13 protein-coding genes are annotated in these 15,141 nt (G+C 57.2%); 8 read left to right on the top strand and 5 right to left on the bottom strand.

The genetic code is table 11. From position 1 onward, the window contains the following. The first annotated feature begins 3 nt into the window (after window positions 1-3). From HMPREF2708_RS02830 to HMPREF2708_RS02800, 7 genes are all read left to right on the top strand, one after another. Window positions 4-702 (top strand): helix-turn-helix transcriptional regulator, encoded by a 699-nt coding sequence (locus HMPREF2708_RS02830; RefSeq protein WP_038625383.1) that lies wholly within the window; start codon window positions 4-6, stop codon window positions 700-702. Further along, entirely contained in the window at window positions 699-2,165 is a 1,467-nt protein-coding gene (gene sufB, locus HMPREF2708_RS02825) for a Fe-S cluster assembly protein SufB (RefSeq protein ID WP_049170616.1), read from the top strand. Before HMPREF2708_RS02830 ends, sufB begins: the two co-directional genes overlap by 4 nt. Before the next feature lie 5 nt (window positions 2,166-2,170). Next, window positions 2,171-3,361, top strand: a complete 1,191-nt coding sequence (sufD, locus tag HMPREF2708_RS02820) for a Fe-S cluster assembly protein SufD (protein ID WP_070832054.1) — start codon at window positions 2,171-2,173, stop codon at window positions 3,359-3,361. Between the two features lie 95 nt (window positions 3,362-3,456). Beyond that, on the top strand, window positions 3,457-4,218 hold the full coding sequence (gene sufC / locus HMPREF2708_RS02815; protein ID WP_070832051.1) for a Fe-S cluster assembly ATPase SufC: 762 nt from the start codon (window positions 3,457-3,459) through the stop codon (window positions 4,216-4,218). Continuing rightward, a complete protein-coding gene (locus HMPREF2708_RS02810) occupies window positions 4,211-5,464 on the top strand; it encodes a cysteine desulfurase (protein WP_070832048.1) in 1,254 nt (417 codons plus the stop codon). The genes sufC and HMPREF2708_RS02810 overlap by 8 nt, the downstream gene beginning before the upstream one ends. Window positions 5,465-5,484: 20 nt before the next feature. Then, window positions 5,485-6,000, top strand: a complete 516-nt coding sequence (gene sufU, locus HMPREF2708_RS02805) for a Fe-S cluster assembly sulfur transfer protein SufU (RefSeq protein WP_070832045.1) — start codon at window positions 5,485-5,487, stop codon at window positions 5,998-6,000. Continuing rightward, entirely contained in the window at window positions 5,993-6,457 is a 465-nt protein-coding gene (locus HMPREF2708_RS02800) for a metal-sulfur cluster assembly factor (RefSeq protein ID WP_070832042.1), read from the top strand. The genes sufU and HMPREF2708_RS02800 overlap by 8 nt, the downstream gene beginning before the upstream one ends. Window positions 6,458-6,862: 405 nt before the next feature. On the opposite strand, the gene HMPREF2708_RS02795 is transcribed toward HMPREF2708_RS02800, so the two are convergent. Then, window positions 6,863-8,326 (bottom strand): amino acid permease, encoded by a 1,464-nt coding sequence (locus tag HMPREF2708_RS02795; protein ID WP_070832039.1) that lies wholly within the window; start codon window positions 8,324-8,326, stop codon window positions 6,863-6,865. Between the two features lie 98 nt (window positions 8,327-8,424). Then, window positions 8,425-9,633: a lycopene cyclase family protein gene (locus HMPREF2708_RS02790; protein WP_070832036.1), complete on the bottom strand. Its 1,209-nt coding sequence runs from the start codon at window positions 9,631-9,633 to the stop codon at window positions 8,425-8,427. Between the two features lie 20 nt (window positions 9,634-9,653). Between HMPREF2708_RS02790 and HMPREF2708_RS02785 the strand changes: the two genes are divergently transcribed. After that, window positions 9,654-11,285, top strand: a complete 1,632-nt coding sequence (locus HMPREF2708_RS02785; RefSeq protein WP_070832032.1) for an ABC-F family ATP-binding cassette domain-containing protein — start codon at window positions 9,654-9,656, stop codon at window positions 11,283-11,285. Here the strand turns inward: HMPREF2708_RS02785 and HMPREF2708_RS02780 are convergent. Genes HMPREF2708_RS02780 through HMPREF2708_RS02770 form a run of 3 tightly spaced genes read right to left on the bottom strand, consistent with a single transcriptional unit; the run spans window position 11,282 to window position 15,101 of the window. Next, window positions 11,282-12,040, bottom strand: coding sequence for a response regulator transcription factor (locus HMPREF2708_RS02780; protein ID WP_224786551.1), 759 nt, complete (start codon window positions 12,038-12,040; stop codon window positions 11,282-11,284). The genes HMPREF2708_RS02785 and HMPREF2708_RS02780 overlap by 4 nt on opposite strands. Beyond that, window positions 12,033-14,309, bottom strand: a complete 2,277-nt coding sequence (locus tag HMPREF2708_RS02775) for a sensor histidine kinase (protein ID WP_070832029.1) — start codon at window positions 14,307-14,309, stop codon at window positions 12,033-12,035. Before HMPREF2708_RS02775 ends, HMPREF2708_RS02780 begins: the two co-directional genes overlap by 8 nt. Before the next feature lie 45 nt (window positions 14,310-14,354). Continuing rightward, window positions 14,355-15,101, bottom strand: a complete 747-nt coding sequence (locus HMPREF2708_RS02770; RefSeq protein ID WP_083321847.1) for a glutamine amidotransferase — start codon at window positions 15,099-15,101, stop codon at window positions 14,355-14,357. Window positions 15,102-15,141 lie beyond the last annotated feature (40 nt).

Here is a 15,141-nt window from a genome sequence, read left to right as displayed (position 1 = left end):
GTCATGGCTGATCGGAAGCCGACCGTCAATGACGGTGATACGCGCAAGCGCATTCTCCAATTGCTTCTGGAACACAACCCGGCGTCCGCGACTTTTATCGCTGACACCCTGGGACTATCCGCTGCAGGAGTCCGTCGCCACATCGACATTCTGGTGGACGAAGGTCTCGCCGAAACCGCTCCGGCACCCAGTACTGGCCCCCGGGGTCGAGGCAGGCCAGCAAAGTCCTACCGCCTGACAGATCGGGGCCGCGCTAGATTCGGACACGCTTACGACGATCTTGCTAGCGCAGCTCTGACCGCACTGCGCAAGGCCGGCGGTGAGCAGGCAGTTGCCCAGTTTGCCCGTCAGCGCATTGATGACATTCTGCTCGGCGTCACCCCTGTGGGGCAGGACGCAGAGAAGGAAGAGGTCGTAGAGGCCGTTGTCGATGCTTTCCGACGGGCCGGATACGCGGCAACTATCAACCAGAACACTGGCGGCGTGCAGATTTGCCAGCACCATTGCCCAATTAGCCACGTAGCCTCCGAGTTTCCGGAGCTCTGCGCGGCGGAGCATGAAGCCGTTAGTAAATTATTAGGGCAGCACACCCAACCGTTGGCGACTATCGCTGATGGAAACGGTATCTGCACCACAAATATCCCACTCACTCCCGTAACAAAGACACTTACTGAATTGCCACATGAAAGGAGCGGACAATGACCCTCGCCCATGAGAACTCCACCGACGTGGCTGAATCCACGAAGGCTGCCACTCCGCAGACCGACGAAGAGATTATTGAGTCCATTGGTGCCTACCAGTTCGGTTGGCACGACCCGGATACCGCTGGCGCTTCCGCGAAGCGCGGCCTGTCTGAAGCGGTCGTTCGCGATATCTCGGCTAAGAAGAACGAGCCTGAGTGGATGCTTGAGCGTCGCTTGAAGGCTCTGGAAATCTTCGACCGCAAGCCACTGCCCACCTGGGGCGCGGATTTGTCGGGCATCGACTTCGACAACATTAAGTACTTCGTTCGCTCCACCGAGAAGCAGGCCCAGACCTGGGAAGACCTTCCGGAGGATATTAAGAACACCTACGACAAGCTCGGAATTCCGGAAGCGGAGAAGCAGCGCTTGGTCGCCGGTGTCGCCGCTCAGTACGAATCTGAGGTTGTCTACCACCAGATTCGCGAGGATTTGGAGAGCCAGGGCGTTATCTTCCTGGACACTGATACTGCGCTCAAGGAACACCCGGAGCTATTCAAGGAGTACTTCGGCACCGTTATTCCTGCTGGCGACAACAAATTCTCTGCTCTGAACACCGCAGTCTGGTCCGGCGGCTCCTTCATTTACGTCCCAAAGGGCGTCCACGTGGACATCCCGCTGCAGGCATACTTCCGTATCAACACGGAAAACATGGGACAGTTCGAGCGCACGCTCATTATTGTCGACGAGGATGCTTACGTGCACTACGTCGAGGGCTGTACCGCTCCGATTTACAAGTCCGACTCGCTGCACTCGGCTGTTGTGGAAATCATCGTGAAGAAGGGCGGCCGCTGCCGCTACACCACAATTCAGAACTGGTCGAACAACGTCTACAACCTGGTTACCAAGCGCACCAAGTGCGAAGAGGGTGCAACCATGGAGTGGATTGACGGCAACATCGGTTCTAAGGTCACCATGAAGTACCCGGCAGTGTGGATGACTGGTCCGCACGCCAAGGGCGAGGTGCTGTCCGTTGCTATGGCTGGCGAGGACCAGTTCCAGGACACCGGCGCCAAGATGGTGCATATGGCTCCGCACACGAGCTCCAACATCGTGTCCAAGTCCGTGGCCCGCAACGGTGGCCGCGCTGCCTACCGCGGTCTGGTGCAGGTCAACAAGGGCGCCAAGCACTCACACTCCAACGTCGAGTGTGACGCGCTGCTGGTCGACACGATTTCGCGCTCGGACACGTACCCGTACGTGGATGTCCGCGAGGACGACGTCACCCTCGGCCACGAGGCAACGGTTTCCAAGGTCTCTGACGATCAGCTTTTCTACCTGATGAGCCGCGGCATCGAAGAAGAAGATGCAATGGCCATGGTCGTGCGTGGCTTTGTCGAGCCCATTGCCAAGGAGCTCCCGATGGAATACGCCCTCGAGCTCAACCGCCTCATTGAACTGCAGATGGAAGGTTCGGTCGGTTAATACCTATGACTACGACGATTAACAACGAAAACCAGGCTGCTCATAACCGCCGCGTGCTGGCGAACAAGGGCGACGTTTTCTCATCTTTCAACGTGGAGGACTTCTCCGTGCCACATGGCAAGGATGAGGAGTGGAAGTTCACACCGCTGCGCAAGCTTCGCGGTCTCCACAACGGCACCGCCGCCGATCCGGTTGCAGCGTCGATTTCGGTCGAGACTGCCGGTCAGGATGGTGTCGCTGTGGACGTCGTCAAGCGTGACGACGAACGCCTTGGCCGCGCCGGTACCCCGACGGATCGCGTGGCAGCACAGGCGTACTCCAACTTCGACGATGCACACATCGTGACCTTCGCGAAGAATTCGGTTTCCAAGGAACCGGTCGTCATTGACATCGATGGCCCGGGCGAGGACAACGTTTCCTACGGCCATATCGTCATTGATGTGCAGTCCCACGCCGAGGCCGTCTGCGTGATTAACTACCGTGGCAGCGGCACGTTCGCGGACAACATTGAGTTCGTAATCGGCGACGGCGCTAAGCTGAGCGTCGTGACCATGGTGAACTGGAACGAAGATGCAGTTCACGGCTCTGCGCACCATATTCGCGTCGGTCGCGATGCCACGCTGCGCCACACCGTCGCGACCTTCGGTGGCGAGGTTGTCCGTATCGTTCCGCGCGTGGCATTCACCGCTCCGGGTGGCGATGTCGACCTACTGGGCGTGTACTTCGCTGATGGCGGCCAGTACTTCGAAAACCGCATGCTGGTAGACCACGCTGTGCCGAACTGTCGCTCCAACGTCATGTACAAGGGCGCGCTGCAGGGCGAGCCGAATGTCGCTCATCGTGAGGCCCGCACCGCGTGGGTGGGAGACGTGCTCATTCGTGCAGAGGCCACGGGCACCGATACCTATGAACTCAACCGCAACCTGCTGCTCACCGAGGGCGCGCGTGCCGACGCAGTTCCGAACCTGGAAATTGAAACCGGTGAGATTGCCGGTGCTGGTCACGCTGCCACCGTTGGTCGCTTCGACGAGGAACAGCTGTTCTACCTGCTCTCCCGCGGTATCCCCGAAATGGCAGCTCGCCGTCTGGTGGTTCGCGGCTTCTTCAGCGAGGTCATCAACCTGATTCCGGTCGAGTCCGTTCGCGAGAAGCTCGAGCAACTCGTTGACGAAGAGCTCAACACCGCTGGCTTCTAACCGCTTATCTTCTTTCTCACCCTATTTCCGCCCTGTCACCCCGGTAACACCGGGGGAGCAGGCCACTAACACCGATTAAAGGAAAAGATTTCACTATGAGCACTTTGGAAATCCGTAACCTCCACGCGCAGGTGCTGCCTACCGACGAGTCCGCCGAGCCCAAGGAGATTTTGAAGGGCGTCAACCTGACGATTAACTCCGGTGAAACCCACGCCGTGATGGGGCCGAACGGCTCCGGTAAGTCCACCCTGAGCTACACCATCGCAGGTCACCCACGTTACGAAGTCACCGAGGGCGAGATCCTCCTCGATGGCGAAAACGTGCTGGAGATGAGCGTCGACGAGCGCGCTCGCGCTGGCCTCTTCCTGGCTATGCAGTACCCGGTCGAGGTCACCGGCGTGTCCATGTCCAACTTCCTGCGCTCTGCAGCAACCGCTGTTCGTGGCGAAGCTCCGAAGCTGCGCCACTGGGTCAAGGAGGTCCGTGAGGCAATGGCTGACCTGGAGATCGATTCGTCGTTCTCCGAGCGCTCCGTAAACGAGGGTTTCTCCGGTGGTGAGAAGAAGCGTCACGAGATTCTGCAGCTCGACCTGCTGAAGCCGAAGTTCGCCATCCTGGACGAGACCGACTCTGGCCTTGACGTCGACGCTCTGCGCGTCGTCTCTGACGGCATTAACCGCTACCAGGACGAAAACGACGGCGGCATCCTGATCATTACTCACTACCAGCGCATCCTGAACTACGTGAAGCCGGACTACGTTCACGTCTTCCACGATGGTCGCTTCATCACCTCCGGCGGCCCGGAGCTTGCAGACGAACTGGAAGAGCACGGCTACGAGAAGTACATCAATGCCTAATCCCGAACTGCTCAGCCCATCACTCCGCGAGGACTTTCCGATTCTGTCGCGCACTGTCCGTGACGGAAAGCGGCTGGTCTACCTGGACTCCGGAGCGACCTCGCAGCGCCCGAAACAGGTCATCGATGCTGAGGTGGAGTTTCTAACCCACCACAACGCCCCGGTGCACCGCGGTGCCTACGAGATTGCTGAGGAGGCCACGGACGCCTACGAAGATGCCCGCGAAGCCATCGCAGGCTTCATCGGCGCCGACTACGACGAGCTGGTCTTCACCAAGAACGCCACCGAAGCGTTGAACACAGTGGCATTCGTGCTTGGCGACGACCGCGCAGGGCAGTACCAGGTCGGCGAAGGTGACGAGATTGTCGTCACTGAGTTGGAGCATCACGCGAATTTGGTGCCGTGGCAGGAGCTGGCTCGTCGCACTGGCGCGACACTGCGTTGGTATGGCGTGACTGAGGACGGCCGCATTGACATGGACTCGCTGGAGCTCAGCGAAAAAACCAAGGTTGTGGCCTTTACCCATCAGTCAAATGTCACCGGTGCAGTCACCGATGTGAAGGAAATGGTGCGCCGTGCACGCGCAGTCGGCGCGCTGGTTGTTCTCGATGCCTGCCAGTCGGTGCCGCATATGCCTGTCGATGTCAAGGATCTCGATGTGGATTTCCTAGCGTTCTCCGGCCATAAGATGCTCGGCCCCAACGGGGTCGGTGCGCTCTACGCTCGCCGGGAACTGCTGGAGGCACTGCCACCGTTCCTCACTGGTGGCTCGATGATTGAGGTCGTCACCATGGAGAAGACCACCTTCGCAGCGCCTCCGCAGCGCTTTGAGGCGGGAACCATGATGACTTCTCAGGTCGTCGGCCTTGGTGCTGCGGTGAAGTACTTGGATGCCATCGGTATGGATAAGGTGGCGGCTCATGAGCACCGCCTGACCGCGCTCGCGCTGGAAAAGCTGCAGGAAATTGACGGCGTGACCATCATCGGTCCGACTACCCCAGAGCAGCGTGGCTCTGCCGTGTCCTTTAAGGTCGAGGGCATTCACCCGCACGATCTTGGCCAGGTTCTCGACGACCAGGGCGTGTGCATCCGCGTCGGTCACCATTGCGCGTGGCCAATTCACCAAATCCTCAACGCCCAGTCGACCGCCCGGGCATCCTTCTATATCTACAACACGGAAGAGGACGTTCAGGCGCTTGCCGACGCAGTGCGCCACGCCCAGAAGTTCTTCGGTGTCACCCCGTAACTTTAAGAAAGGAGAAGGACATGAAGCTCGAGCAGATGTACCAGGAAGTCATCCTGGATCACTACAAGCATCCGCAGCATGCGGGTTTGCGGGAGCCTTTCAACACGGAAGTGCACCATGTCAACCCGTCGTGTGGCGATGAACTCACGCTTCGCGTCACCCTGAACGACGACCTCACCGTCGTCAATGACGTCTCCTATGACGCCGTGGGCTGTTCTATCTCACAGGCCTCCACCTCGGTTATGGCTGAGGAGATTGTCGGCAAGACTGTCGACGAGGCCATGGCCAAGCTTGCCGAATTCGAGAAGATGGTCACGTCCCGGGGCAAGATTGAGGGCGATGAGGACATTATCGGCGATGGGATTGCCTTCGCTGGTGTTTCTAAATACCCCGCCCGCGTGAAGTGCGCACTTCTCGGATGGAAAGCTTTCCAGGCCGCAACCGCTGAGGCCCTGGCCAACGCCGCTGAAGGCAACGGCGTTGGCACCGCGACTGTAACCGTTACCGATGACGAGGAAGGCCATCTCCATGACTGAACCAATCGCTAATGACGCCACCTCGCCCGCACAGCCTGATGCTGTCGACGAGGACACCATGACCACTGGTGCTCCAGTCGATGAGGGGGACGCGTACGAGTCGATTACCGTCCCGCCAGCACCGGAGCAGACCGAAGCCGATAACAAGCTGGCCATCCAGGTTGAAGAGGCAATGTACGAGGTTGTTGACCCGGAGCTCGGAGTCAACGTCGTGGACCTGGGCCTGGTTTATGACATCTGGATTGAAGAAGGCGACATTGCCGTTATCTTCATGACTCTGACGTCCCCGGCCTGCCCGCTGACCGATATGCTTACCGACCAGACTGCTTCCGAGGTTATGAAGGTCGAAGGTATCCGCGACTTCCGTCTCAATTGGGTCTGGTCCCCGGCATGGGGCCCACACATGATTACCGAGGAAGGGCGCGAGCAGATGCGCGCTCTCGGCTTCTCGGTCTAGACGATCATTGGCAGCGGTGATGAGTGCACCGCTACGTAAAAAGTGCTTGGCGACGAGCTCCTGGCTCGGTCAGCTAGGCACTTTTTCGTTTTTTTGGTTTAGTGACTGCGATTATGACTGGCGGCGGTGCGTCGATGCGAGTTACTGACTGCGTTTATGTCAAAAATGGCCCGAAAAATGGCCTGAAAGTGTCATAAACTCGCACAGTTTCACATGTGCAGCCGCGTATTCACACGTGCAGCCCGTAAATTTTTTGGGATTGTCCGATTTGGAGTTAAAAAGCGACCCCACCTGGCGCTAAAAGAGTGCCAAGTGGGGTCGCTATTGTCTTCGACTACTAATCCGAGTCGTGAGGGTTCGATGCGAGATGCATAACTACTCGCATCTATTCACAGCCATTCGCAGCTATTCGCGACTCATGTCTGCGGTGGCCGGGTCAACGAGCTTGGAGCCCGTGACCTTCTTATGGATGAACCACAGCAGGATGAAGACCGGAATGCCCAGGTACGGAGTGAGGATAGCGAAGATATTCTCGCCAGTGCGAATCGGGTCAAGTGCCTGTCCGGCCACTACAAAGAAACACATTATCAGTGCCAGAACGGCACCGGCAGGGAAAAATTTTGCCTGGTAGGGAAGGGAATCTAACGGGATATTCTGGGCCTTCAGACACTTGCGGAAGCGGTAGTGGCTGAAAGAGATACCAAACCAGGTGATAAAGCCCGCGAGGGCAGAGAGCGTCAGCAAGAAAGTGTACGCCGCACCATCGCCTACCAATGAAGTAATGAAGCCAGCCATACCGATGACAGCGGTGGCAATCAGAGCGCGCAGCGGAACGCCGTGCCCGGAAAGCTTGCCGAAGTAACGCGGAGCGTGTCCTTGACGGGCCAGGGAAAACAGCATACGAGTGGACACATACATACCGGAGTTACCTGCGGACAACACCGAGGTCAGAATAACGGCGTTCATCAGGCCAGCGGCAATCGCGATACCAGCGCGTTCAAAGACCAGGGTGAACGGTGAAATGGAGATGTTGTCCTCGGTGGCGTTCAGAAGATTCGGGTCCGTGTACGCAATAAGGAAACCGATGACAGCGATGGCCCCGATGTAAAACAGCAGAATGCGCCAGAAGATTGTGCGAATCGCACGCGGGATCGTGCGTTCAGGATCCTCAGCCTCACCTGCCGCAACACCAACCATCTCGGTGCCCTGGAAGGAGTAGCCGGCTACGACGAAAACAGCCAGCAGTCCCATTCCGCCATCGACAAACGGCGCCTCACCCGTGGTCCAGTTTTCGAAGCCAGGGGAGGCCCCACCCAAGATGCCGAAGATCATGCCGATGCCCAGAACAAGAAAGACAACGACGGTGATGACCTTGATGGTCGCAAACCAGAACTCACCTTCGCCGAATGCACGTGCAGACAAGGCATTCAGCCCGAATAGAATCGCGAGGAAGAGCGCGGACCAGATAATTGAAGGCACATCCGGGAACCAATAGCGCATCACCAGTGCAGCAGCGACGAGCTCTGCAGCCACAGTAATCGCCCAGTTAAACCAGTAGTTCCAGCCCATGGCAAAGCCGAAGGATTCTGAGACGTATCGGCGACCGTACTCTTGAAAGGAACCGGGCACCGGCAGGTAGGCGGCCATCTCGCCGAGAGACTGCATAACCAGCCACACCATGATGCCGATAAGGGCGTAAGCGATGAGCGCGCCGCCTGGACCGGCCTGTGAAATGGTCGCACCGGAGGCAACAAAAAGACCCGTACCAATGGCCCCGCCAATGGCAATCATGTTCAAGTGGCGAGCTCTCAGCCTGCGCTGAAGCTTATGGTTGTGTGAGGAAGTCTCCTCAGATTGCGTCGAAGTCATTCATTTATCATAAGCGTTTCCACTCCGTTGAATGCAAAAACCACACCGCTTTAATTGTTGGTATCACCCCACAAATCGGCTGGCAGCTATACGCCCCGTCAACGAGTTCTCCATCTCCCAGGTCCCCGCATAAACCCTGTGATGAGCTTTCCGCACGTACGCGGACTCATTTTCAGCAAAGGCACGGCCACTTTCGCCATAGCGCGAAGCGTCGTCAGTGGGGATGTCCCTATCAAATAGGCAAACACGTCCTTCTCCGGCAACGAAAAGAACGCCCGAAAAAACGCACCCGTCTGTCGTGCATCGAACCCCAGCAACGCCGCGAGTCCACGTTCGCGTAACCATCGCTGCAATCGCATGCTTAACGACGTCCCCAGCGACCGGCTTCCCTTCTTTTCCATATCGGCCAAGAAACGGTCGACATCTGCGATAACCGAGCCCACCGAGTAACCAGTGGCAGGATTCATCCAACCGCCGGCAAAGCCGAAGCGGGTGCCCATGGATGGTCCGTTGTGCGTCAAGTCACCGCGGCGAGAGGGAAAGTTTGCCAGTAGGGGAAAGGACACCACTTCTTCGTCAATGGCCAGATCTTCCGAGAGCTCCAGAGACTTCAACCGTGCATTTTGGCGTCTACGCAACAGCTCTAGAAGTACGGTGTCATCGGCCTTACCGCCGGTGCCGACTGCCGCACCGGTTTCGACGAGATGCCCGCCAACCATAGGAGTCGGAGTAGCGAGGATGGTCTCTTCAATGAGGAAGGTCCTGTCATCCAAGAAAATGCGATAGGAGAAACTAGCCGGCTCTGTCTCTGGGGCATTCAGGTCTGCTGGAGTGAAGTCCATGAGGACTGCGCGGCGGTGGGCGCTGGGGACGTCGTCAAGCGAAAAGACGTGCCCGATGGCAAGCTGCCGTACCTGCCCACCTCGCCCGACTGCGGCGTGTGTCCGCCCGGTGGTGACGATCGTGATGTCAGCACCCGTGGATTCGGGATCGGTGAGCACGCGGCGTTCGATGTGGAAACCGCCAAGTTTTTGCAGGCAGTCGTTGTTAACAACGCCGTAAGTGCGGGTGAGCTGACGTTCGGCGCCGTCGACAAGAATGACGCTGGGTTGAAAAGTGGCGGCGAGGAAATCGCTGGGCAACCAGTCGGGGAGTTGGTCGCACCAGAGACCAATCGTCGAGGGCAGTGTGCCACCGGCGGGGTCGTAAGCGGTCACGTCCCAGCCGCGAGCGGATGCGCGGTGGGCGGCGATTCTTCCGGCGGGCCCGAGGCCGACGACGGAGGCGGTCACGGGAAATGAAGTCATAACTGGTAGGCTACTCGTTCGTGATTGTGACCCATGACCTTGAAGTCCGAGTCGGCGCCCGTACCCTGCTCACCGCGCCGGGTGAGCAGCTGCGTGTCCAGCCGGGAGACCGGATTGGACTCGTCGGGCGAAATGGTGCTGGCAAAACGACGACTATGCGTATTCTCTCCGGCGAAACTGAACCCTATGGCGGCTCAGTAGTGCGCTCCGGCTCGATTGGATACCTGCCACAGGACTCGCGCGAGGGCAACATCGACATCTCCGCCCGCGACCGTGTGCTGTCGGCGCGAGGCCTTGACCAAATCCGCCGCAGCATGGATCGCCAACAGGAGATTATGGAAACCGCGACCACTGACACGAAGCGCGATGCGGCGATTAGGAAGTTTTCGCGTCTCGAGGAGCGCTACCACGATCTCGGCGGTTACGAGGCGAACGCCGAGGCAGCCCGCATTTGCGACGCACTGGGGTTGCCGGAGCGCATACTCGACCAGCCTCTGAAGACGCTCTCGGGTGGTCAGCGCCGCCGTGTCGAACTTGCTCAGATTCTCTTCGCCGCTACCGAAGGCTCAGGCAAGTCCGCCACGACACTGCTTCTCGACGAGCCGACGAACCACCTCGATGCGGATTCGATTGCCTGGCTCCGCGAATTCCTCAGCAAGCATGAGGGCGGCTTGATTATGATCTCGCACGATGTCGAGCTGCTCGAGGCCGTGTGTAACAAAGTCTGGTTCCTCGACGCGGTGCGCGCCGAAGCTGATGTGTACAACATGGGCTGGAAGAACTACCTGTCGGCACGCGCGACCGATGAGGCTCGACGTCGCCGCGAGTTCGCTAACGCGGAGAAGAAAGCCAGCGCACTGCGCAAGCAAGCCGAGAAGCTAGGCGCGAAGGCAACGAAGGCCCGTGCAGCCAAGCAGATGGTGGCTCGTGCTGAGCGCATGATGAACAGTCTCGACGAGGTCCGCGTCGAGGATAAGGTGGCTCACATTTCCTTCCCAGAGCCGGCGCCCTGTGGCAAGACTCCACTCAACGCCACGGGACTGACCAAGATGTATGGCTCGTTGGAAGTCTTCGCCGGTGTGGATCTTGCGATTGACAAGGGCTCCCGCGTGGTTGTCCTCGGCTTCAATGGTGCTGGTAAGACGACGCTGCTGAAGCTACTCGCCGGTGTGGAGCGCACCGATGGCGAAGGCGGCATTGTCTCCGGCCACGGCCTGCGCATCGGCTACTTCGCCCAGGAACATGACACGATTGACCCGGACAAGACTGTCTGGGAAAACACCGTCTACGCCTGCCCTGACGTCAACGAGCCGGAACTGCGGAGCCTGCTCGGTGCCTTTATGTTCTCCGGCGATAAGCTGCAGCAGCCAGCGGGTACCCTCTCCGGTGGTGAGAAGACACGTCTAGCGCTGGCGACGCTGGTTAGCTCCCGCGCAAACGTCCTGCTTCTCGACGAGCCCACTAACAACCTCGACCCTCAGTCCCGCGAACAGGTGCTCGACGCACTGCGCACATACACCGGGGCCGTCGTACTGGTTACCCACGATCCAGGTGCGGTCAAGGCGTTAGAGCCCGAGCGCGTCATCGTGCTTCCCGACGGCACGGAAGACCTCTGGAGTGACGACTACATGGAAATCGTCGAGCTGGCTTAAGACGGATCCATTGGTCCAGGCAGGTAACCGTCCTGCTGGGCGAGCCTATACATCTCCGACTTGTTAAGGCTGTTTTCGGCCCGGCCAGCTGCCGCATACTTGGCTCGAATGCGACCCAAGTAGTCCAACACGGTATTCGGTGTCAGCCCTGTCATCGACGCGACTCGCTTCGTCGACTCACCGGAGGCGTAGAGCTCCAGTACCTCACGCTGGCGTTCTGACAAATCGACAGAATCGAGCAGGGGATCAGAGTCAACTACCGATGCCCATTCCGTAGTCAACGCGCCCTTGCCAAGCGCCGCCAGCCGTACTGCAGACACGACTGTTTCCGGGGTTTCCGATTTCTGAACAACCCCCATCACTCCGGTACGCACTGCCTTTCGGACAAGGTAGGGGCTTTCAGCTGACGAGAGAATGAGCACGTGGTCGGTGACCAATTCCAGCGAGAGCACGTTCTGCGCTGGATCTGAATTATCCGCCAGCCGCAGGTCCAGCACGACCACATCCAGGCGATCGTCGGTGCCCACATCAGCCAGTAGTGCCGGCACAGTTTGATAACAGCCGACGAGCTCAAAGTCTGGCTCTGCAGACAGCAGGGTTTCGAGCCCCTGCAGAGTCAAGGCATGATCATCAATCGCAGCAACGCGAAGCAAACGATCCGACTGCACGCTGTAGTCTCCGATGTTGTCGGAGTCAATTGCAGCCGAGACGTCGATGGAAGCATTGCTCATTCCCGCAATGTTCTCCCTAGTCACGTGACATCACTATCCTCTCACCGGCTTCATCAAACCTTTGCACTCCATTGTCATCAGAAATGGATGCAAATGCACGTCTGCCCGGGGGCAATAGACGAATTGTTACCGATCCTTCTTCGGCGTTATCGATTGCTTCGAGGAAGTTCGGCATCAACTTAGCCACCGCGGAATCATCGTCGACAAGCGGAATACGGCGCACGTCGGTGCGACCAGTAACGGCCTGCGTGTGATTACGGTCATCGAGGAGCCGGACATGAACGCCTCTGGCCCGCGCATCCCAAACAGCTTGGTGAAGTGACCCGACATTTAGATGCGGCGAACGTAGAACGTCTCGGAGGAGCTGCTCTGTGAGACGCGCACGCAGCTGCAATCGCGGGGTCGGTTTATCCAAAACTGCAGCGGCGCTAAATATGGGACCAACCCGACGCTGCAGCCATTCGTAGTTGCTCTGGCTGCTAATTTCGTACTCTTTGGCAGCACCGGCAGCGTACAGCGCACGATTATAATCCTGAATAGACTGCGGAACGGTACGCATAAAGAAGTGGACCATGATGGACGTCAAAATTCCAGCGACCAGCATCACGGAGCGAACTAGCAGGTCGACTCCAGAGATACTGATGTGGGTCGAATCCGAGGGGGAAAAGGGGAAGAACTTGAGTATCTCCACCAGGATTGCGCCACCGAGTACGGAATTCAGCGCAACCCAGGGTCGGCCGCGGATGGCGAGCAATGCAGACGCAAAAGAAATTAAGCTAAAGTGCCAGAAATACGACCATTCCAAATTGTTTGGAATGGTCTGGTAAAGCCCAACCCCAGCTAAAACAACAATTACGACACCAATTGCAATTGCGCGACTCAACGGCAATTGTGAATGGCGACCATACATAATCAGTCCGAGAAGAACGATTGCTAACGCCAGGCTGATTTGTCCTGCCGTCGTAAATAATTGCCCATTACTGACTAGGACCATGAACAACACACCGACGATCGCGCCGTAGAACTGCCAGGAAAAAACAATTGACATTCCCATGAGGTCATACAGCGATGTCGTATGAACCGAGGAATCGACTACATCTTCCTCTTCCACAGGAGAGGTATTACCGTGCCACCTGAGAATAACCCGAGTACCTTTCCCAGGTTTTGATTTAACGTCGGCATCTCCGCCACGAAGGGCCTCCATTCGACCTTTAACGCTTAATCGAATACCTGCACGATGCGGGTCAATTCCCTTGGGGTCGAACCCGCTGCCATCGTCACGAAAATCAATGCAGACCTCGCCAGAGGCAACACGAATGTGGCACTTCTTTTCCGCCGTGGTACCTGCATGACGCTTGGCATTATTTGCCACCTCAGTTGCAGCTAATAGGAACGTGTTAGCAACTTCTCCTGGGAGACGAACTGGACCGCCTTCTTCGCTGGTATCTAGCGTTACCGAAATGTCAGAGCTCACCGACAGCAATTGCGCCCGTACAGCCTCCGCAAAAGTTCGACCGCTTACTGTTTGCCGAGGCGAGAAAAACAGCCCAGTCTGCTCGTCTAGCGAGAAGTCAATCTTAGAGCCCTTACCAATTGCAGACAGTGCGGCCAATACATAGTCATGGACATAGGCGTTGAAGCTACTCATTGCCTCGCCGCGGACACGCATACGCTCCGCTCTCTCATTGACCTTCCGAGAATTCTCGTAGGTGTAGTCAATAAGCCTTGCGACGGGTTGTGCAGAGCCCGCGATAATCACAAATGGAAAAGTGTTGATGAGATTGAATCCGACATCCGATAACATGTCGAGCCAAAAAGTGTGCCCCAGCAACCAAGAATTAATGACGGCAATAAGTCCGGGAACAAATACCATCACGGACAAACTGATGTGGAGTGGCACCGTCAGCGCAAATGCAGCGAGGGCCAAACCTGAAAATGGGCTATACCAGAGTGCATTTCCAATGGGGTTATGAGGCAGATCCCAATAGGTTGAAACCAACATCAGGAAAACCAACATGATGTACATCGGTACACGCAGTGCAGTAATAAGGCCTCGCCGCGTATTATTGATCACTGCCCAAATCAGCAACATATCGCTGAGAATGAATATGAGTAGTGATGCAAAAGGGAACCAGTGGCTCAGAAAGTTTTCTAAGGGGACAGAACGAATAGCCGATTCAATCTGCCACAAAAATCCGGTGACGGCAATAATAATCGCGCCGGATCGCAGCACAGACATTTCAATTGATGGTGACTGTCCGGCAAGTGCCGAATCGGGATTCCACCTCTCCATGCGACAATCACATTCCTTTTGCTTATTGCCACTAGATAAAACTAATCAGCCTCTACAAGCGGTATGAAGCCGAACGAAATTCTGAAGAATTCGTCCACTTCGAGCAACATCCAACTGCCGCGCGGCCGATACCGCTTCAAGATCTGTTCCTGGTAAATAGTATCCCTGATTGGCGTAAATCTGGAGACGCTGGGCAAACGTGTTGGCATCTAATTCCGGGTGGAACTGCGTCGCATATGCATTGTGACCCAACCGGAACATCTGCACTGGACAGTCCTTTCCAGTTGCCAGCAATGTAGCGTCGCCAGGAAGCTCTTCGATGGCCTCCTTGTGGCCTACGATGGCGTGAAAGTGGGCTGGCAAACCTTCAAGAATTGGGTCTGTTTCTCCATCCGGCGTTGCAGCTACTTCGATTACAGCTGCCTGCTCCCCGTACTTGCGGGAGACCCGGCCATGACCAGCAGTACCGAGCAGACCGACACCATAACAAGCTCCGAAGAAGGGGAAATCTCGCTCGAGCACTTCTGCCAGCAAATCGTCAAACCAGGTCTCGACTTCCTTTTGTAGATAGCTCTTATCGTCGTCGGAGGCGTTAAAGGGACCTCCGCCAACGATTACTCCTGAGTAGTTATCAAGATTTAGATTGGCCGGACGCGATTGTTCCAGGCGAATTTGATGCAACTTCGCCGGCGCCAACCCACATCTCCTGGCAAATGAGAGATGTTCTGCGTGAGCTGCGGCATCTTCGCCACGTGTGGAAAGCAAGAGGAAGGGCTTGGCGGAGGTAGACATATGCGGGAAAAGAGTTTCGTAAAAAAGGGGAGCTGGAAGG

Source organism: Corynebacterium sp. HMSC073H12 (genome assembly GCF_001837775.1).
GTDB classification, from domain to species: domain Bacteria; phylum Actinomycetota; class Actinomycetes; order Mycobacteriales; family Mycobacteriaceae; genus Corynebacterium; species Corynebacterium amycolatum.
The sequence above is the reverse complement of the archived record's forward strand: the minus strand, read 5'-3'. Positions and strand labels throughout refer to the sequence as shown.